The organism is Streptomyces sp. NPDC050534, from assembly GCF_044457745.1.
GTDB lineage: Bacteria > Actinomycetota > Actinomycetes > Streptomycetales > Streptomycetaceae > Streptomyces.
This window is the reverse complement of sequence record NZ_JBITHF010000026.1, coordinates 32,437-52,013: the sequence shown is the minus strand read 5'-3', so window position 1 is coordinate 52,013 and position 19,577 is coordinate 32,437. Positions and strand designations below refer to the sequence as shown.

General features: G+C 70.0%; 15 protein-coding genes. All 15 read right to left on the bottom strand.

Annotated features, from left to right (window positions below; all coding sequences use genetic code 11):
- Positions 1 to 58: 58 nt before the first annotated feature.
- The gene (locus ACIBN2_RS45540) at positions 59 to 157 is read right to left on the bottom strand and encodes a pentapeptide repeat-containing protein (RefSeq protein WP_399143698.1); all 99 of its coding nucleotides are present in this window, start codon (positions 155 to 157) and stop codon (positions 59 to 61) included.
- 506 nt (positions 158 to 663) lie between these two features.
- Positions 664 to 5,691, bottom strand: coding sequence for a hypothetical protein (locus ACIBN2_RS45535; RefSeq protein ID WP_399143684.1), 5,028 nt, complete (start codon positions 5,689 to 5,691; stop codon positions 664 to 666).
- Complete coding sequence (locus ACIBN2_RS45530; RefSeq protein ID WP_399143683.1) at positions 5,688 to 6,998, bottom strand: ATP-binding protein; 1,311 nt, start codon at positions 6,996 to 6,998, stop codon at positions 5,688 to 5,690. The genes ACIBN2_RS45535 and ACIBN2_RS45530 overlap by 4 nt, the downstream gene beginning before the upstream one ends.
- Complete coding sequence (locus ACIBN2_RS45525; protein ID WP_399143682.1) at positions 6,995 to 8,209, bottom strand: contractile injection system tape measure protein; 1,215 nt, start codon at positions 8,207 to 8,209, stop codon at positions 6,995 to 6,997. The genes ACIBN2_RS45530 and ACIBN2_RS45525 overlap by 4 nt, the downstream gene beginning before the upstream one ends.
- Complete coding sequence (locus ACIBN2_RS45520; RefSeq protein WP_399143681.1) at positions 8,206 to 10,221, bottom strand: hypothetical protein; 2,016 nt, start codon at positions 10,219 to 10,221, stop codon at positions 8,206 to 8,208. The genes ACIBN2_RS45525 and ACIBN2_RS45520 overlap by 4 nt, the downstream gene beginning before the upstream one ends.
- Positions 10,222 to 10,251: 30 nt before the next feature.
- Complete coding sequence (locus tag ACIBN2_RS45515) at positions 10,252 to 11,091, bottom strand: hypothetical protein (RefSeq protein WP_399143680.1); 840 nt, start codon at positions 11,089 to 11,091, stop codon at positions 10,252 to 10,254.
- Positions 11,084 to 12,721 carry a hypothetical protein gene (locus tag ACIBN2_RS45510; RefSeq protein ID WP_399143679.1) on the bottom strand — a complete coding sequence of 546 codons (1,638 nt, stop codon included), beginning with the start codon at positions 12,719 to 12,721 and terminating at the stop codon, positions 11,084 to 11,086. The genes ACIBN2_RS45515 and ACIBN2_RS45510 overlap by 8 nt, the downstream gene beginning before the upstream one ends.
- Positions 12,718 to 15,420 carry a baseplate J/gp47 family protein gene (locus tag ACIBN2_RS45505; RefSeq protein WP_399143678.1) on the bottom strand — a complete coding sequence of 901 codons (2,703 nt, stop codon included), beginning with the start codon at positions 15,418 to 15,420 and terminating at the stop codon, positions 12,718 to 12,720. Before ACIBN2_RS45505 ends, ACIBN2_RS45510 begins: the two co-directional genes overlap by 4 nt.
- Positions 15,417 to 15,833, bottom strand: coding sequence for a GPW/gp25 family protein (locus ACIBN2_RS45500; protein WP_399143677.1), 417 nt, complete (start codon positions 15,831 to 15,833; stop codon positions 15,417 to 15,419). Before ACIBN2_RS45500 ends, ACIBN2_RS45505 begins: the two co-directional genes overlap by 4 nt.
- Positions 15,830 to 16,108, bottom strand: a complete 279-nt coding sequence (locus ACIBN2_RS45495; RefSeq protein WP_399143676.1) for a PAAR domain-containing protein — start codon at positions 16,106 to 16,108, stop codon at positions 15,830 to 15,832. The genes ACIBN2_RS45500 and ACIBN2_RS45495 overlap by 4 nt, the downstream gene beginning before the upstream one ends.
- A 20-nt stretch (positions 16,109 to 16,128) precedes the next feature.
- Positions 16,129 to 17,847 carry a phage baseplate assembly protein V gene (locus ACIBN2_RS45490; protein WP_399143675.1) on the bottom strand — a complete coding sequence of 573 codons (1,719 nt, stop codon included), beginning with the start codon at positions 17,845 to 17,847 and terminating at the stop codon, positions 16,129 to 16,131.
- Positions 17,844 to 18,518: a hypothetical protein gene (locus ACIBN2_RS45485; protein ID WP_399143674.1), complete on the bottom strand. Its 675-nt coding sequence runs from the start codon at positions 18,516 to 18,518 to the stop codon at positions 17,844 to 17,846. Before ACIBN2_RS45485 ends, ACIBN2_RS45490 begins: the two co-directional genes overlap by 4 nt.
- On the bottom strand, positions 18,515 to 18,679 hold the full coding sequence (locus tag ACIBN2_RS45480; RefSeq protein WP_399143673.1) for a hypothetical protein: 165 nt from the start codon (positions 18,677 to 18,679) through the stop codon (positions 18,515 to 18,517). The genes ACIBN2_RS45485 and ACIBN2_RS45480 overlap by 4 nt, the downstream gene beginning before the upstream one ends.
- A 1-nt stretch (position 18,680) precedes the next feature.
- Entirely contained in the window at positions 18,681 to 19,142 is a 462-nt protein-coding gene (locus tag ACIBN2_RS45475) for a phage tail protein (protein WP_399143672.1), read from the bottom strand.
- A gap of 4 nt (positions 19,143 to 19,146) precedes the next feature.
- On the bottom strand, positions 19,147 to 19,575 hold the full coding sequence (locus ACIBN2_RS45470; RefSeq protein ID WP_399143671.1) for a phage tail protein: 429 nt from the start codon (positions 19,573 to 19,575) through the stop codon (positions 19,147 to 19,149).
- Between the last annotated feature and the right edge of the window lie 2 nt (positions 19,576 to 19,577).

The following is a 19,577-nucleotide window of genomic DNA, read 5'->3' as shown; positions in this document are numbered from 1 at the left end:
GCTCCATGCACAGAGCCCGGAAGCGTCTATCACCCGATTGTGGCCCTCCGCTTCCCGCTCACCGCAGCCCGGATCCGGGCCGGCACCACGCCACCCCGGTGAGGTCCATGCCGGCGAGGTCGGCATCGCGCAGGTCTGCCTCGGTGAAGTCGCCCAGAACGTGTCCAGCGCCTTATGATCTACGGCGCACGAAGCACTCGGTCCCCAACACCCAACGCGTTTCCTGCCTGAATGACCGATACCTATCGCCGTCCTGCGCCGCAGCAACGAGGGAAAGGTGGCTGGCGAGGTGTGCCGTGCAGCGCCGATGGGTCGGGACCCGTCGGACGGCCGGCTGCCAGGACGGTCCCGCCGTTATCGATCCGGGCCGTCACTCGCGGCGGAGTCTATCGGCCGTAGTGCGAAGGCTTGCGGCGACCTGGGCCAGGAAGGTATCGGCGGGGCCAGGCGCCGCGGCGAACTGCCGGCGGAGCTCGGCGGCTTCGCCCTGGGCCTGCTCTCGTACCTCCGGGCTGTCGGACACCGTCTGGGCGACCAAGTCGGCCGCCTCGCGCACGGCTTGTGCCAGTGCAGTGAGCGCCGCCGTAGGCGAGGCTGTCAGCTCGCGAGGATCCCTGCCGGTCCGCGCCGCCAGCCACGCCAGGCCTGGTCCTGGTGAGTCGTTCATCGAATCCCTGCTTTCGCCGCCCGGAATGCTGCCACGATCTGCCTTTCGAAGCGCTCCTGCACCTCGGCCTGCACCTGTGCCACGGTCATGCCGGGGGCGTACAGTCCCGACTGCATGGCATAGAAAGCCCCGATGGGCTGGTTCCGCAGTTCGATGGGGATGGGAATGTTCGAACCCGTCCACATGATCGACGGGAGGTAGGCCAGCAGGGCGTCCACCCATGCCGCCGGATCCATCGACCTGTTCTGCCGGAAGAACGCACGAAGCTGGTCGTGGAACTGGCCCGTGCCCACTGTGAGGCCGTCCTGGACGAGGGTGTACCGGTCCCGGGAGAGCACCGCCACGTGCCCGCGAGCCTCGATGACCTGACCCTCCTGCGGCTTCTCGCCGGGTAGGACGACCGGGTCGCGCACGATCTTCCACAGCACCCCATTGGTAGGGCTGCGCAGGGTTTGCAGCAGCGAGATCCAGCCGAGGCCCTTGCGGAGATCCTCCCGTCCGGTCTCGAACGCATGCTGCAGGACTTCGTCGGCGATCGACACCGGCAGCCACTCGTGTTGGCCGGTCTGGATGTCGCGGATCTCCCCGGCCAGAAAGCTCCGTCCCTTCGGGTCGCGCCGTACCTCGGCGAGGAATTCCTCGCAGTTGACGCCCCCGACGGTGTCACCGCGGACGAGCGCGCTGAGCGCCACCATCGGGCCCTTCGGGACGACCACGTTGTGCAGCAGAATCGAGACCGGGCCGTCGGGCCACGGAGAGAAGGTGCCGTAATTGAAGTCTGACGACTTGTAGCCGATGTCCCGCACCTTGGTCAGCAGGTCACTGTCCCCGCTGCCGGAGAGCCGCGCGGCGCCGTCGCCGCGCAGCTTGGCTGCCACACGCGAACCGAGGGACCGGAAGAACTGCGCACGGACGTCGTGACCGCCCGACTTGTTGATCAGGGCGAAGGCGCGGAACTCCGCTGTGTCCGCACCCTTGCGGGCAACCCCCATTTCGAAGTATCCGAGCAGCTTGACGTGGTTCGCGCCCGAGCTCAGGACCTCCGAGGGCACTAGGCTGTCGGGCTGGAACGACGCGGCGTCCCAGACCTTGGCCCGCGATCCCTCGAGCGGCTTTGCCTCTGGCGGGTCGATGCGATTCCGCTTCCAGCTGTTCAGCACCGTCTCGGTGTGGGCCAGCCCCTGAGACGGCAGACCCACCCGGACGGCCGCCAGGTTGTCCGCGCGACTGTCCTCGCCGAAGATCGTGAAGAGCTCGTCGAGGGTGCTGGCGAGGGAATGCTCACTGGCCTCCAGAGCGCTGTCGTCGGGAGGCTCCACGGTGTCCTTGGGGTCACGTGCCGCGTTGTCGAACTGTGCCACCAGCTTTGACGCCTCCGCATTGGCGGTCGCCGCCGCACCGCTGAGTGTGCTGATCAGCTCGGCAGCTTTCCTGCGCTTTTCCTCGTCGGCGGGTTCGCTGGCTGCCAGCTTCTTGTTCCAGCCCTCGATCAGTTCGGGGATGGTCGTCGGCGCCGAGGCGACCATCAGTTCGGCCCGGTTGTCCGCGCTGTGCACGTAAAGCCGATGGCTCTCGTGGGCGGCGGTGAATCGCACGGTGGTGCCGAGTTCGTCGTCTGTACCGTGTTCGGCGTCCTTGTCGCCGCCGATACCCAACCGCTTGAGGAGGGCGATGGCTCGCTCGGCGAGGAAGCCGATGATGTGATCCATGGCCGCGTACACGACCGTCTGGAGGCGGGTGATGACGTCGGCGACCTCTCCGGGAAGCCCGCCGAGGTGGAGCAAACCGGCGAGGAAGTCGATGACGGGTGGGATCAGTGAGGCCAGGGACTTCTCGACTGCGGAGGCCAGGCCGGCGATGTTGCCGGCGATGACGTCGGCCATTCCGTTGACGACCGCCTCCACGAACCGGAAGATCCTGGCGGCGTTGCGGAAGATCCACGAGCACACCTGGTAGATCAGGTCGATCGCCTGGGCGATGGCCCCCACCGGATTGAGCAGTCCGACGACACGGACGACCACCTGCTGGATCAGGGTCTCGACCAGGTAGTGGACCGCCGCGTCGAGGACCATGCTGACGAGATTCTCTGGGGTCAGCTGCTCCTTGAGGAGGTCGACCAGGCCCTCCGGCCCTCGCTCGATCAGCACCGAGATGAGCTGCCAGGCCGCGTCGATGACCTTGACCGCGGTGGGCCCGATGTGGCGTACGAGGATCTCCCGCACCCGCGGCCAGGAGATCCCCATGAGCTGCAGGGCGAAGCTGAACAGCGACTTGGCCGAGAAGTCGCGCGGCATCGGGATCGGCGTTTTTAGGCCCGAGAACAACCAGTCCCAGAACCCGTGCAGGACGTGCGTGCCGAAGTTGTCGAAGAACTGCTCGAAGCCCTGCTTCACACCGGCCACGAGGTTGTTGACGAAGTTCTCGGGGTCATCGGCGATGTCGGAGATGACCTGTTCGATCTTGGCGATCAGGGCCCAGAACGCGGCGGGCGGAATGCCGACGAGCCGCAGCAGGCCGTTGATGATGGCCCGGACCGGGTCGTCGACGAACTCCTCGATGGCCGCGACCACGCGGCCGATCAGCCCGCCGGCCTCCTCGCGCAGCGCCTGGGCCTCGGCGTGCACCTGGTTGACGGCCACGATGGCGCGCTGCGAGATGTCGCGGACGAATCCGGTCTGCGCCGCGGTGACCTGCTGGCTGAGCCCGTCCAGCATCCCGCCGAAGCGGGCTCGCTCCTGCGCGGCCCACTCGGGGAATTCCGCCGCCATCGCCTGGAATGCGGCATCGATGTCGGCGCGCGCGTGCTGGACGACGGCCTGCGCTGCCGCGATGACCCCATTGACATCAGTGGAGATGCCCGTCAGCAGGTCACAGACGCTGTTCCCGAAGGTCCGCTCGGCACGGTTGTATTCGTCCGTGACCCAGTCCGGCAGACCACCGATGTAGTCACCGACCGCGAGGATGGTGCCGCCGACGCCGGAGTGTCGCTCGTCGATCCAGCGCTTCACCCGGTCGAGCGAGTCGTGGAACTCCTGCGAGAGCCGGGTCAGACCCGCCTCCCACTGGGCGATCGCCGTCCGGCTCAGCGGTTGCAGCAGCCCGTCGACCTGCTTTTGGGCGTCGTCGTAGATCTGCTGGGCGTGACGTGAGACCGACTCCCGCGTGTGCTCTTCCGAGGTGACGGCTGCACTCTGGCCGCCGCCGACCGCCGTGACCGTCCCGGACCTGGCGCCGTGCATGGCCGCGACGGCCTGCTGCTGCAGCTGGGCCATGTCGGCCTGGGCTGAGTCGATGGCCTGCTGCTGTTCGGCCTGGATCTGCTGCGGAGTCCGCTGTGCAACCTCACCAAGCCCGCCGCGGGCGTCCCGGGCCGCGGCGAACGGTCCGTCCGGGATCTCCCGCGTCACACGGGTGTCGATACCGGAGTTGGCGATCTTCTGGTCGGTCGCGGCGACGTCGGCGTGGAGCGTGGTGTTCTCGGGCGGGATCGGGTCGGGGGCCGCCGAGGTGGCATTGACGCCCATGCTGGGCGAGGCGGGGGACGGGGTCTGGATCGGCGTGGGCGTCAGGGCAGGGGAGCCGGGCGGCGGCGAGGCCATGGCGTCGTAGCTGCTGCCGACCTGCTGGACCTGGCCCTTGACTGAACCGGTGATGGTGGCGCCGGCCTTCTGTGCCTCCTGTGTCGGGTCGGTCTCCAGGAGCCGGTCCTCGTCTTCGGGCCGGTTCTCCCGGATCGCCGTGCGGATGCGTTCGCAGAGTTCGACGATCTCCGGGCTCGGTGCGGGCCGTTCGCCCAGTTGCGTGGTCAGTTCCTCGCGGGCGCGGGCGGCGGTCTCGGCGACCGGCTCGGTCACGGCCGCCCGGGACCCGGCGACGTCGGCGTTGGCGTCGGGCAGGTTGCGGGCGGCCCGTGCCGCCGTGCCCGCGGCGCCGGCCACCGCTGTGCCCCGGGCCGCGGCCGTGGGCGTCAGGCCGGTGGGCGGCTCCGGCATGATTAGCTGGACGGCCGGGGCCGGTGGAGTCGCGGCGGCCTTTTCGCTGGGCGCCGTCCCTAGTTCGCCCGTGGCCGCACCGTCCTCGGTGACCTGTGCCGCTGCCGGGGCCGGCACCTCTTCGCCGGTCCGCTCGGAGGCGCTGTCCGCGACCTCGGCCGCGGGTGAGGTCTCGGGCACGGTCGGCGGGACGTCGGACGTCTCTGCCGCGGGTGCCTCGCCCCCCTGCGGCGACGGGGGTACAACCGGGGCCGGGGGTACAACCGGCGCGGGTTCGCCGCCGACGGCGCCGAGCACACCGGTCAGCGCGGCCCGGACCGCGGTGTCCAGGACTTTCAGGGTCTCCGGGCTGTCCACGCCGTAGATCCCTGGCGCGAAGAAGAGGTCCTGGTCGGTGACGAAGGCCGGAGCACCGCCGACCGGGGTGTCCGCGTGTACTCGCAGTTGCGTGACGTCGAGTCCGAGACCGCGGTAGATCTCGGCTACGCGCGGGCTGAGCGGCAGACCCGGGGCCACCGTGTCGCCGGGCAGGAGGACGACGGCCTGATCCCCCTGGCGGGGCGCGTCGATGCTGGCTTGAGCCGTCCACGTCGCGCCCTTGGGCAGCGCCCGCAGGTCCACCGCGAGCGTGCTGCCGCGCAGCGTGACCGCGGGGGTGGCGAGCGGCACCTCGGGACTCCAGTTGTTGACCGTCCACGTCACCTCGCCCAGGTCGAGGCCCAGGAATCTCACACTGGTACGCATGCGGACGATGCCATCGAGGGAACCGTCGGAGCGAAATCCGGCGTTGCCCCTGACATCTGCGAACGGGGCCGCGCCGGTGAGCACCACTGTGCCGCCGGTGACGCCCCATTCGGCCTGCACGGCCGTCAGCCCGCCGGCGACGAGCGGGCCGAGGCCCACGACGGTCGCCTCGCCGTCCGGTCGTGGCACCTTCGTGGGGAGAATGCGGGCGGCCGCGGCCGCGGCCGCCGGTGGCGTCGGCGTCGCCGTCGTCTGCTCCGGCTTCGCCCGGCCGGCGACCGGGCTCACGCCGGCACCGACTTTCCCGACTTCTCGTACTGGCGGCGGATCCCGGTCAGCAGATGCTCGCCGGTGACGATCCGGCCGTCGGCGGCGGCGAGGTAGGCGGCGTCCACGGTCGCCTCGCGGATTTGCGCCCCGGTCAACGGATAACGGTGTGCCAACTCGGCCAGGTCGACGCCGCCGTCAACGGGCAGTCGCGCCGGTGCGACCATGGCCCACAGCCGTTCGCGCTCTCCGGGCCCCGGTTCGGGGAACTCCACCACGACGTGGATCCGGCGCTGGAACGCGGAGTCGATGTTGGCGACCAGATTGGTCGTCAGGACGACGATCCCCGCATGCTGCTCGATCCGCGACAGGAGGTAGGACACCTCCTGGTTGGCATACCGGTCATGGGCGTCGCCGACCTCGGTGCGGGCGCCGAAGACCGCGTCGGCCTCGTCGAAGACCAGAATGCATCGCTCGCGGGTGGCACGGTCGAAGACCTTGGCCAGTGCTTTCTCGGTCTCGCCGATGTACTTCGAGACCAGCGCCGACAGGTCAACCAGGTACGCGGGCAGACCGACCGACGTGGCGATCGCGGCCGCGGTCATCGTCTTTCCGGTCCCGGGCGGGCCGTGGAAGAGCGCGATCAGGCTGGCCGCGTTGTCGTGGTGCGCCCCGAATCCCCACTCCTCCACGATGACGTCGCGGTGCGCGATCCGCGCAGTCAGGTCGTCGATGCGGGCCCGGGCTGTCGCGGGCAGGACGACGTCGTCGAGGGTGTGCACGGTGGTCAACGGCCGGGCCGGGAAATCGGACGTCGCGATGTGTGGCTGCGGCGGCAAGCCCAGAACCCAGGCGAGCAGCTGCGGATCCGGCCTCAACACCCCCGAGAGGTCGCCCGGCGGGTCAAGTGACAGAAGGCCGTGGGTGAGCAACCGCCCCCGCGAGGACAGCAGAACCGCGGCATCCAGCCTGCTCCGGAAGGAGCGCGCGACGAGGGTGCGGGCTACCTCTCCGGTCAGGGCGGCGACGCCGGGGCGGTCGGTGAGCATGCTGTAGAGCGCGTCGAACCGCTCGTCCGCGTAGGGCGCGACTGCCGCCGTGAGGATCACGGCCTCGGCCGCTGAGAGACCCGTGGCAGCAACGATTTCCGCGAGCGGGCCGGTGCCGCCGAAGCGCCGGACGTCGGGCAGGCCCTCCGAGTCGTCGTCGATGCTCAGCCGCCGCTCGCACGGCCCGCCGCGGCGCTCTTCGAGCCGCACCTGGATCAGGGCGTCGAGCATCTCCAGCGCGGCATGCAGCTCGCAAACGGGTGCAGGGACCGCAGTCATGACCGGAACTGCACAGCGAGGGGCGGTGACCACGGCAGCTTGATCAGGCCGACCGGGTATGGGAGCCGCGCGAGGACGACATCAAGCGGATGGGCGGCCGCGATGAGCAGGGCCGGATCCCTGTCCACGTCGACGACGCCGAAGCGGGCGATCCAGGAGTCGCGGACGAAGCCCGGTGAGGAGCGTCCGAACCCGGGCAACAGGGCGGCGAACGACATCAGCAGCTGGACGGCGGACTCGGCCACCTCCTCCCTCCGAGGCAGCGGCAGGCGGATCCCGCCCGGCCTCGGCGACCTTCGTCCGGCCAGCAGCCCGACGAGCGGGTCGTCCGCGAGGGCAGGATCATCGGAGTCGATGATCGCTGCCACGGCCGCCTCCCTGACGTCGAGGCCGTCCAGGCCGGGGTGCAGGTCTTGGGCTCGGCGGCAGTGCTCGGCCAGCCACGGGTACAGCAGGACCAGACCGGCGACTCGGGTGACGGCCGCGGCTTCGACGGTGGTCGCGTGTTCGTCCACGAGCCGTGCCAGCACGTCGAGGACGTCGAGCACGGCGCCCGGCCGGTATGGGAGTTCCACTTGCTCAGTGGCGACGTCGGCTTCGTCCGCTGTCAGCTCTTGCGCGCCGGGCACAGTCGACTCGGGCGCCGGAAGGAGGCGCGCGGGGACGGCTTCAGCGGGGTCCGCTGGTGCTACCGGGACCTGGCCAGGTGAATTTTGGTCAGGCCCCGGAAGCCGCAGCGTGCGGGTGAGCATGCGCAGCAAAGACGCCCACTCGTCGGGGCCGGCCACGTCGGCCACGGCTCGCGCCGTCAACGGATCGGCGAGCATCAGCACGGCGCGGGGAAGGATCGTGCCCGGCCCCGGGCCCGTTGCGCCCAACGCGCGGATGCCGGCGAGCACGTCCATCGGCCCGAGCGCTCGAGTGACCGTCGGATGGCGCATCGGCGTTCTGGGGGCGGCGTCCGGCTTGGGGTCTGGCCGGGCGGCGAGGACCTGTGTGCGGATGGCGTCCGCCCACAGGACGGCGAGCGTCTCATCGTCATAGGCCGTCACATCGAGGTCGAGCGTGACCACGACCTCGTCCACATGGACGTCGTCGACGTCGGCCAGGGCGCGATCGAGCGCTGTCGGCAACGCGCGTGCGGCCACGGCGGCGAGCCGCCGCGCGTGCGGTCCGCGCAGGCGCACCGTGTCCACGGCGACATCGGTCACGTGATCAGCCCGCCCAGGTTCCGCAGCTGCGTGTCGAGCGTGCGACCGTGTTCCGGGCCGGCGCCGGAGGCTTTGACCATCGTGCGGACGGTGTCCAGCACTGCGAGGGTGGCCTCGCTGATGAGTTCTGGGTCGTCTGCCGCGATCGCGCTCTCCAGGTCGGCGCGGGCCCTGTCGGCAGCCGCGGTGTACCGCTGGAAGTTGCGGTTTTCCACCTCCGGCAGCGACCGCATCGCGGCCACGGTGGTGCGCGCGAACTCGGCGATGCCCTTGCCGAGATCCTTTTCGATCCCTTTGCCCCCGCCTGTGGGCAGCTTCGCCAGGACGTCCACCTTGCCCTCGACCGTGGAGACTCGGCGATTGACCTCCTCGAACTTCGTCAACTGCCGTTCCATCGTGGCGATTCGGACCCCGTATCCGCTGGTATCGAAGGTGCCGCCCTTGTAGGACTGGAATTCGCCCCGCAGCGCGGTGAAGTCGTGCATCAGGCCGGAGAATCCGGCCTCGGCGGTATCGATACGGGTCTCCACCGCCTGAGTGAGGCCACGCAGTTCGGTGGCGGCCGCCTTTGCGTCGGTGGCGGCGATCATCGCCGCGGGCAGCGCCGCACCGACGTTGCGGGTGTTGCGCACGGCGGGGACGCGGCCGGTGGCGATGACGTTCCCAGCGGCGTTCGCGGTGAGGACGATCGTGTCCGACGGGCTGAAGCCGCCCGATGGCAGGTAGCCCTTCAAGTTCTCTACCGCGCCGACGGCGACCACCTGGATGTCCGCTACACCGCCCTTGTCCGAGATGAACTTCTTCAGCACGTCCTGCACGGCGTCGGCCTTGCGCCCCAGGTAGTCCGTGGCGCCGATGACCCCGTCCTCGAAGAAGTCCCAGCCTTCCGTCTCGTAGATCTTCCAGGGTTCCTTCCAATTCTCCTCGTGAGGCGGGTACCAGATCGGGCCGAGGGGGTCGATCTTCCACTTCTCGGCCCACTTGCCGGGGAAGACTTTGGGCGGGTAGTAGACGCTGACACACTTGCCCTTGAAAAGGATCGAGCCCTGCGGGCAGAACACCGGGGGGTCGAGGTTTCCCTTCGGCACCGGATCGGGTGGCGCGTAGCCCGCGAGCAGTGCCTCCAACCCGTCCTGGAAACGACCGACCGGGTTGACGCAGCTCCCTCCGAAGAACGCCTCGGTCAGGCCCCGCGGCGGCTCCCAGACGTGCCGGTAGCCGCATTCGAACACCCAGGCCCCGTCCACCTGTTGCACCCAGCCGAGCACCACACCGGGGCGGGTGGTCTCCCGGTCGCAACCGAGCTGCAGCAGGGCCCGAACCCGGAGGAGGTCGAGGGTTGCAAACAGCACCATGTTCAGCCAGCCGCTCTTGTAGCCCTTGATTCCGGGCGAGTCGGTGGTGGCGATCGATGTCGCCTTCAGCTTCGCGATCAGCGCGGTGTCGGCAAGGGGCTCGGTGCCGTTGGTGAGCCGGTTCGCGACGGCGTCCCGCAGCGCGGTGTAGGAATTGGTCGGCGTCGAGTCCAAAGCGAGGCGGATCGGCTCGGCCTTCAGCAGATCCTCGTTCGAGAAGTCCATCCGGGTACCGGTGACGCGGCCCGCCACGGTTCGGAGCGTGACGCCGACGGTGTGCAGGGTGGCGTGCCCGGCGCAGTCGGCCTCGCCGCAGTCCGGGGCGGGCTGCGGGACGTCCGCCGCCTCCAGCACGATGCTGAAACCGCCAGGGGCGGTTTCGATGAAGTCGTAGGAAGGTGTCAATGCCGGTGGTGCGAGGGTGATCTGCTGTGCGGCGGGCAGCACGAGCGGCTCGCCGGTCTGGTCCACCGCCAGCCCTGGCTGGATCGTCAGGGTTGCGCCCGAAACGGTGCCGCCGAGGCCGCAGTTCACGCCGAAGCCGGTCATCCGCCCGACCAAACAGTCCCGGGCGTGCAGGAACCCCTGGACCATGTTCAGATCGGCGGCGGTGAGGGTCTGACCGCTCTCGAAGAACGGGTACTGGTTGGCGGTCATGTGATTCTCCCTTTGACTGCCTGCGGGCCATTACGTCGTGGGCAGGCGCCCGACGCCGAGACGGTCGTTGGGGCGGCCTTCATCAATGCATTCGTGGATGTGGATGCCGTTCTTGTGGTCGATGTCCGACACCGCTGAGCACACCAGCGTGTGGAGTCGCGCCTCGTGATCGGCGACCGCCTTGGCGTAGTTGTTCAGCTGCGCCTGGGTCGGCGAGAGGGGCAGCACCGGTGGGTCGATGAAGGGCGGTTCCGTGAACAACGCGGGGTCTACGAAGCAGACCCGCATGTACACGTGGGCGGGCGCGTAGCGGTGCACAAAGTCGTTCACCTCCTCCCGCCTGGCCCAGTCGTCGAACGGCGGGCTCGGGACGAAGAGCGTTGCCGAGTACGGCGGCATCGTCTGCTCGGTGCCGCGCGCTTTGTAATGCTCGAGCAGGTAGGGCAGTTGGTCCGCTCTGGCGATGCCGAAGTACAGGGCGAACCAGCTGAGGAAGCCGCGTGGTGTGCCCCGGCGGCGCCACAGCCTCGCCGACCGGGCCAGGAACTCGCGGCGGCGGGCCAGTCCCGGCTCGTCCTTCGGCCAGTTCGCCGGGAAGGCGAAGCCAGCCCAGGCCGCCACCTCGTCGTAGGTCGCGAGGTAGGACTGCAGCAGGGCGTCAGCCCCGGCATCCAGGGGCACGTCGGTGGGCCAGCGCAGCAAGGCGTCCGGCCCGAGGGTGAGCAGTAGGTCCTCCAACCGCTCGACGATCGCACGGTTCAGTTCGTCGGCCAGTCCGAGATACGCGTCCACCTGGGCGAAGGACGCCTCGGCCTGCTGGTAGACGGGAGGCAGTTGGGCGGACAGCCGGGTGTAGTCGGGGCTACGCATGTCCGCCCTCCGTGACCAGTGAGAACTGCACCCGCAGGCAGTCCGCGGCAGCCAGTTTCGGTACGGCGTTGCTGGGGAGGGCAAGGCTTCCGTCGGACAGTGTGAGGAACGTGGGCCCATCCTCGAGCTTCAAACCGAGGTTGTCGACGCCCCATACCTCGGTGTTGGACACGATCGCCTCGACCACTTCGGTGAACCGGATCGGAGTGCCGGGGATCCAGCCCGTGGAGGGCTGGTCGATCCGCGGCCACGGACCGTCCACGCTTGGTTCGGGCGCGGGTGTCCGCGACTCCGGTCGGCCCTCGGTGAAGAACAAGTTGATCCGGGCCCGGACGTCTTTGATCACCACATCGCGGTCGGCCCCGATGCCGGTGGTGAGTGTTCCCCTGACCAAGACGGCTTTGGTGGTCAGCAGGCCGGCGCCGACCTCGTCGCAGATGACGCGACGGGGCGTGAGAGCGTTCACCTGTGTGCGCCAGTCGGGGAAGGGAACTCCCGCCTCCGGTCCGATCGCCGTCCGGAGCACGGATCGCAGGAAATCGTGATGGCCGGCCGTGAGTTCGCCCACCGGCTCCACCACCAGGGTGATCGCCGGGGCGTCCTCGTCCACGGCGAGGCTTGGCAGCACGTCTGTGTCGGTGGGCAGGCCGTTCCAGGCGATGCCCTCGAGCCTGCCGGGAACGACCCAGGCCCGGTGGACCCCGGGATGTGCGCGGGCCCGCCGCGCGTAGTCCTCCGCGGTCACCGGTTCGCAGGTCAGCGTCTGGATCGGGTGCGGCGGCCAGATATGCGAGCGGCCCCGGAAGTCCTCGAGGTCTTCGGGCAGCATCCCCGGCGGCTGGGATTCGGCGGCCAGTGCGGCCTCCACCTCGGCCGGGTCGAGGCCGTCTTCGGTGAGCGCGGCCCGGGTCGCTGGGACCGTTGCCACAGTGGCGGCGCGGACCTCGGCCAGCCGGGCGAGGAGTGTCTCCTGCGACAGGCGGCGCCGCTCCCGCCGTACGACTGCGACGATCTCCTCGTCCCACAGCGGCAGCGTGTAGGCCAGCTCGGCGGCGGCCCGGGCGTCCCGGACGGCGACCGGATCGGCCCAGTCCCGCTGTGCCGCGACGGCCTCGGCGACAACGTGGGCCTGTTCCTGCGCCACTTGACGGACCAGCCGGGCTCGCATCAGTGCGATCACAGGCGAGCGCTGCTCGACACTGAACGCCGCGCTCCACGGTGGCTTCGACATCAGCGTGGTGGCCTCCGCCCGCGACGGGCAGGCCCGGACCAGCGGCTCGAGTTCGGCGGCCGAGGTGGGTCCAGGCGATGCCAATGCGCCCGCGATCGCCGTCAACGAGCCCTGGGGGAGCGTCGCATGCCAGGACCGATGGGCGTCCCGCTCCCAACCCCGCACCTCCAGCGGCCAAACGTCGAAGTGTCGCTCGGCCACGCGGTAGTGGAGGTCGGCCAGGCCGAACGCGGCGACTTCGGCCAGCGTCACGCCGGGATCCACTGGGTTGTGGTCGCTCCACGCCTCGGGGACGGCGCCGGTGAGGTCGGCCATCACCCGGGCTCGGACGGTCTCCCAGTCGGCGTCCGGCTCGACGGGGACGAAGGGCGCGATCGGCGTCGCCTGCTGCGAAGTCACAGCTGCTCCTCACAGGTCAGCTCATGTGCGGCGGACGAGCAGTACAGGCCGCGGCATCGGTCGACCTCGATCACCTCGACGGGCGCCCCGTCGGCGTTGTGCAGTTGGAAGGACGTGACGACGTCGACGACGGGCTGGCGCTCGAGGAACGAGATCAGCGTCGACGCGTACAGTGGCCGTCCCCACCGCGTGGGCATAGGACCGACCGGATGCAACGACGCCTCCAGCGCGGCGGTGATTGATTCCTTGCCGGTCAGGGCGGCGATGCCTCGGCGGAGTGTGATGGAGGCGACGACGGTGGCCGCGGCGTAAAGCGGGCACAGCACGGCGACCTCGGCGCCGAGCGGCCGGGCCGGGGCGACTGTGTCCATGATGCGTCCGGTGAGGCTCACCGACGGGCGCGGCGCTGGGCCCAGCGGCCGGTCCGGCAGGACAACGAGGCCGACCTTCCCGGCCTCGCGCGCGCCGTCACGATTGGTGTGGGGCAGGCACAGGACGGCGGCGACCTCGGGGAAGGCGAGCGTCACCTGCTGCTCGTAGTCCCAAGGGAGCACCGCGCGGTCGCGGTGCCGGGTTCTGGCCGACGCCCTGGCGCGGTAGGCCGGATCCGGCTCCGGGCCACGGCCGGGCAGCGACGACAGATTGGTCACCTTCTTGACCCCGCGCAGCGGCGAGAGCGTGCCTTTGATCGTGCCCGGCGGCAGTGCGGTGGCTGAGCTCGGGTCGGCCTGCGGGTCGGCGGCCGCGGAGACGAACTGCGCCAGGACCGTGTCCACGTGCACGCCCTGGATCGTGCCGAGTCGTTCCGGTGCGGTCGTGACCAGGCGGATCCAGCGGCCCGTCGCCGCGTCGACGTCCGCGCAACCCGGCATAGATCCGGCCGGGACGATGAATCGCAGCAGGCCGGACTCCCGCAATTGCCGTGATCCGTCAGCGACGGCGAGGTCCTGCCAGATCGCGCCGTCCCACCACTCCCAGCGGGCGTCCACCGGGTCGGCGGCGCCGCAGGGTGAGGCCGAGTCGACATCGAAGTACACCGAGACGCTGGAACCCACGGCCGACACGGGCAGATCGAGGCCGACCGCCACCATGCCGGTCGCTCCCGAGTCCGAGACCGTGCGCCGGAACGGCTGGAATGTGGTGCCGTCCTGCTGGACCGTGTGCCGCCAGCCGCTGTGGGATTCCACCCGGGCTGCCGGAACCGGCGTCGTCGTGTAGGAGATCGTCACGCCAGAGGCGATCGGAGGCACGGGCGGCGTCGGCATCGTCGGCTTCGGCGTCGTACCGGCCACGGCCTTGGTGGCGAAGGCGGCAACGGCGTTCTGGTAGTCCATCCAGCCGAAGTCGCCCTCCGACAGGAAGGCCCGCACATAGTGCCCCTGTTGGCCGGCGACGGCGAAGCGCTCGGACCCTATGGCCCCTGACACGTCCGTGCTGATCGAGCCGAACCGGTCACTGGGGTTGCCGATCCGCCGCCACTGGCCTTCCACCCGCCGCTGCCACACCACTGAGGGGTCGCCGGTGTCGTCGAGGGCCGCGATGATGTCGCTGAAGTGCTTGGCGTAGGCCGAGCCCACCTGGCTCTGCACGGTGGCCAGTTGGGCCTTGAGGTAGCCCGCCGTGGCCGCCGGGATGCCGCTGCCGCCGGCCGAGGCCCACAGGGTCCCGCCGTTCGCCTGCATCAGGGAGACGGTGACGGTCAGGTTCTTCAGAGGCTTCGAGAACGCCTCGTCCGAGCGCAGGTAGAAGGCGTCGCCGCGCTTGGCCACGGCGCCGAACGGCTGGAACTCCTTGGTGACGTCGATGGCGCCGTCGTTGTAGGAGGCGGCCTGCGGCACGAACGGGGTCCGTCCGACGACTGCCACGTCGACGGTCATGAACGCCAGCGCCTCCGGTACGGGAGCGGTTGCTGGGATGACGCATTCGATCCACGGAGTTTCGCCCTCCGGTGCCCCGCACCTGCCCGACAGCGTGACCGTGACGCTCCGGTCGGAGTCCGTGTCCGTGACCGTCCCCGTGGTGGTCGGGCCGACGCCGCCATCCGGCTTCGAACAGCGCCAGACGGCCGGGGCCAGCAGATGCATCCCGATGGCGTCGCCGAAGGTCAGCCGGGCGGTGAGGTCGCCGACGTCGAAGGCCAGCGCCGGGGAGTAGATCCGCAGCGTGTGGACGGCGTCCGGCCCGGTGGAGGGGACGAGCGGGAACTTCGTCGCCTGGTTCGCGATGCCCGGTCGGCCGGGCTCAGTCCCGCCTGGGTGCAGGGTGCGGACGCCGACGAGGGCCGCGCCGTGGGCAGTGAGGCTGTCCAGGGTGGCGTAGTGCCGCTCGTTCCCGAAGGCGTCCTTGCCGCCCCGCAATCGGGTGCCGAGCGGAACAACGGTTGGTGCCAGCTTGGGGTCGACGGTGACGTGGGCGATCACCCGGTCGGGCACGACGGGCTGCCGTGGGATGCCGAGGATCCGCTCCAGCCAGGCGACGTGCGTGCGCTCCGGCAGGGTGGCGACGTGTTCGTCGAGTGCGGTGTATTCGCGGGCCAACGCGTTGAGCAGGGCACCGTCGGGCAGATCCGGGCGTGCCAGCACGTCCTCGCCCTCGACGTGCGCGAACAGGGCGTCGTACCAGGAGGTCTCGTTGTCGAAGGGGGTGAGCCGGGCCGCAGCCGCCATCGCCGCGATGATGCGTTCCGCGGGCCGGGTCATCGCGCACCCGCCAGGTAGAACGGGACGACGAGGCTGTTCGGGCGGCGGTGGCGGTCGATCCGGTACGCGATGACGACGTCGACCCGGTCGTCCGCGTCCTCGGCCGCTACCGCCTCGACGGAGTCGACGATGACACGGGGTTCACCGAGCAGCAGTGCCCGGCGCACGTCGTCCGCGAGCCGGTAGCAGGCGTCGGGTGTGCGCGGCTCGAACACGTACCGGTCCACGCCGGAGCCGAAACCCAGCCGCATGACCCGGCTTCCGGTCAGGGTCCGGAGCAGGACCTGAAGGGACCTCTCGATGCGCTCCTCGCCGTGATCCGTGACCACGGACGCGGGCCCCGGCACCGGGCGGACCCAATGGGGCGGGAAGGCCCAACCCTGGCCCACCTGCGGGTAGTCGCCGGCGCTCATCCGATCATCACCGTCGGGTTACCAACCGCCACGGACGCCCCGCAGGCGCAGCAGTCGCCCGCTCGCAGCGCGGGCCGGCCCAGGATCATCACCGTGGACGAGCCGGCCAGAAACGGCGTCGCGGGCGGGTGCGGCGGGGGCGACGGGATCACGCAGGCGTGGGTGTCGCCCATAACCGCTGCGGGCATGCCACCGACCAGCACGGTGGCGACCCCTGGTCCGACGACCGTGCCACCGTGCACCGTGGTGTCTCCGACTCGAGCTGCCGCGGGCATGGCGATCATCTCCCTGGTGACTAGTTGATGGTGACAAGTGAGCCCTTGAGGCCCAGCGACCCGGACGCCTTGAGTTCGAAGGTCGCGGAGCTCTCGATCGCGGACGGCCCCGAAGCTTTGGCCTGGAGCTTGAGCGAATCGAGCGTGATGGTCCCCGCCGACGACGACAGCTTGATGTCGCCCTGCGCCGCGGTGAGTTCGATGCCGTCCGCGGACAGTCGGATGGCGTTGCCCGAGTCGGCGTGCGTGATGACGACTTCGGAGCCCTTGTCGTTAAGCACCAGGCTGTGACCCTTGCCGGACAGGAGCTTTGCCGCGGCGGAGTCGCCGTCCTCGAGGTGCAGGGCGTGGCCGTCGGGCGTCATCAGAGCCCGAACCGCGTTGGTGTCGGCGTCCACGACGACCGGTGGCTGCTGCGTGCCGTTGTAGAGGGACCCGAGGACGACGGGCGTGGCCGGGTCGCCGTCGACGAACCCGACGAGGACCTCCTGGCCGACGTTCGGGACGAGGACCGCGCCGTATCCGTCGCCCGCATCGAGGTTGGCCGGCCTGGCCCAGACCCCGTCCCCGGCGTCCGCCCGCCAGGACAGCCGGACCTTCACCCGGTTCAGCGACTGCGGGTCGTCCAGTGCCTCCACGACACCCAGCGCGAGGCCCCGGTCCCTGGTCCTGGAAGGGGGGAGCAGGGCGGGCGGCGATCCCACCTGGAACTCCGTCAGATAGCCGTCGGCCGAGAGCCGGTGCCGCACCGCGGTGACGTAGTGCGGGCCGGACATCCGCTTGCCTACACCCGCGATGGACACCCAGCCGTCGCAGCGCAGCGCAGGATTGCCCTGGACGACGCCGGACCCGAAGTAGTGCGCCAGCGCGGCATTGCGCTGCGTGGCAACGGCGCGGGCGTCGGCCTCGTCCGAGGCGACGACGGCCGGCGACTCGGCCCGCTCGTCCCGCAACGGCCAGCCGGAGTCGTCAGCGGCGGTGTCGTGCGCGGTCCGGTCACCGATGTCGACCCCCGCTGAGGCGGCGCTCTGCTCGGACTCGGCGGCGTCGAGCGCGGCCGGGTCCCAGGCGACGCCGACGGCCGAGCTGATTGCATGCGTCAGGTCCTGGGTCAGGTGCAGTTCGACGAGGTGGCGTCCATGCTCCACCTGGATCGGTTGCACCTTCTGCGCGGGCGGGCGCAGCACGAGGGTGTCGCCGCGGACGTAGGTGACCCAACCCAGTTCGCCCGCACGGTGCTTGAGCAGCTCCCAGTCGCTGATCCGGTCGCTCACCACGAAGGGTTTGGTGATCCCGTCCGCAGCGTCCGTGGAGAGGGAGTAGTCGGCGCCGACGGCGGCAGCGACGTCCGCGTCGGAGACGTCGGCAAGCTGACGGGACCGAGGCGGGTGCTCAAGGAGGATGGACTTGCTGCGCCCCTCGACGCGCAGCACTGGGCGGCCGTCGCGCGGGAAGTGTGTGGTCAGCGACGCGATGACGCCGTCGAACACGGTGGCCAGCTGGGAGTGATAGCCGAGCGAGACAGCGATTGCCGTCCCGGGGACGAACGGGCCGTCGTCGCTGTGTCGCACGCTGCGGCTGTCCGCGTCCCAGTTCTGCACGATCAGGGTCAGGCGACCGTGTCGGCCGACCTCCTCGGACACGTCGAGTTCGACGACGTCCGCAGCCACCAGCGGTTGCAGCGCGGTCCCGGCCACGCGCACCTCGAACGCGGGGCGGTCCTGCTCGGCCGGGCTCATCGTCCGGCCGCCAGCGGGGGGAGCATGAGTAGCTGGCCGGTGAGCAGGCCGCGCGGGTTGGTCAGGCGGTTCGCCGCCGCCAGCGGCCGCCAGTAAGCCGGGTCCCCATACACCAGGGAGGCGATGGCGTCGAGCGTCTCGCCGTCCTTGACCAGCCAGGTCTGGTAAAGGTCGGGCGAGGACGCCCGGTCCTGCGCGGACACCTCCTCGGCGGAGAGCGCCTCCTTCAGCGACAGCTTGACGGTGGCCCGCAGCGGTTCGCCGGCCCGGTCGAACAGCTTGTACGTGACGTCGGCCTGGGTGAGGATACCGCGGAAGCTGAACCGTCCCCAGTAGGTGTGCACGTAGTAGGGCTGGTGGGTGTCGCCCTGGAACCGGGTCAGCTCCAGCAGTGCGTCGAGCAGGGGGCCGATGCTGCCGGGCTCGCCGACCACGCCGGTGCCGTCCAGCAGCAGGTCGATCTGGACCTGGTCCGGCTCGCCGCCACTGAAGGACTGCTGCGGCGCCGACGCCCCCGCGGACTGGGTCGCCTGGTACACGTTCTTGCGGGAGAAGGACAGCTCGGTCGGGTTCAGCAGTGCCTGCCAGCTAAGGCCGGTGGGCTGCTGGAACTTGACGTCCGCGAAGGCGTCGATGGTCAGCTTGGTCAGCTGGGTCGCGGTCAGGTTCATCGGTCCCACTCCCGGCGGAGGGTCTCCAGCACCCGCTCGACCGCCCGGCGCACGATGACGTCCATGTCCGCCTCGCCGCGGGGCTCTCCGGGCGGTGGGGCGTCTGTGGGCGCCGAGGCCAGGACGGTCTCGGTGACGATCTGTCCGATCACAACGGCCATATCAGAGCACCTTCTTGAGTGACAGCCCGTGGTGGGCGATCTCGATGACGTCGATCGCCGCCGCGGAAGACTGCGCGTCCAGGTCGGGGCCGGTGAGCTTGGCCGGCCAGCCCCTGGTGAACGCCCACACCCGGACCGGGGCGATCGCCCCTTCCACGGAGCTCATCAGCACGACGGTCCCGTCCCTCGGCGCAACCAGCCCGGTCACGTGGAACTCGGCGAACCATTCCCAGAGTTCCTGCACGGGTCCGGCGCCCTGACTGAGCACGAGGTTGGGGAACGAGGCCCGACTGGGGAAATGGTGGGCGAACCGGTTCTCGCCGCCCTCCTGGTATTCCTCCACACTGACCTCCCCGGCCAGCCCGGTGCACTTGGCGAAGTTCACCGACGCCAGTCCGTCGATGGCCAGGACGAAATGCGCCGTGGTGAAGGGCGTGACGAGGGACGAAGCAAGCGGCAGCACGAGATCACCGGGTCTCGATCTGGATGCCTTCGCAGGCGAACTCGACCGATTCGATGGCGACGTCGGTACCGGTGGACTTGAGCCCCGGGCCTTCCAGCTTGACTGGCCAGGCCTCCTTGATCTTCCACGTCATCACCGGATCGCGTTCCTCGTTGAGGAGGCTGACCGTGACATCACGGCGCTCCACGGCGCCGATCGTGATCGAGTTGTACCACTCGAACAGCCCGTTGCCCGCCTCCGCGGGGGCAATGCCCCGCTTCAGCGTGACGTTCGAGAACTTGCGCAGGCCGGGCTGCTTGTGCGCGGAGAACTGAGGGTCGGCGCCGCCGCGGTACTCGATGACCTCGGCCTCCATCGTCAGGCCGCTGACTTCGGAGAAACTCGAGGTTTGTTGCCTGTCCCCCCAGCTCACCGCGAAGTGCAGGGTGGTCATGG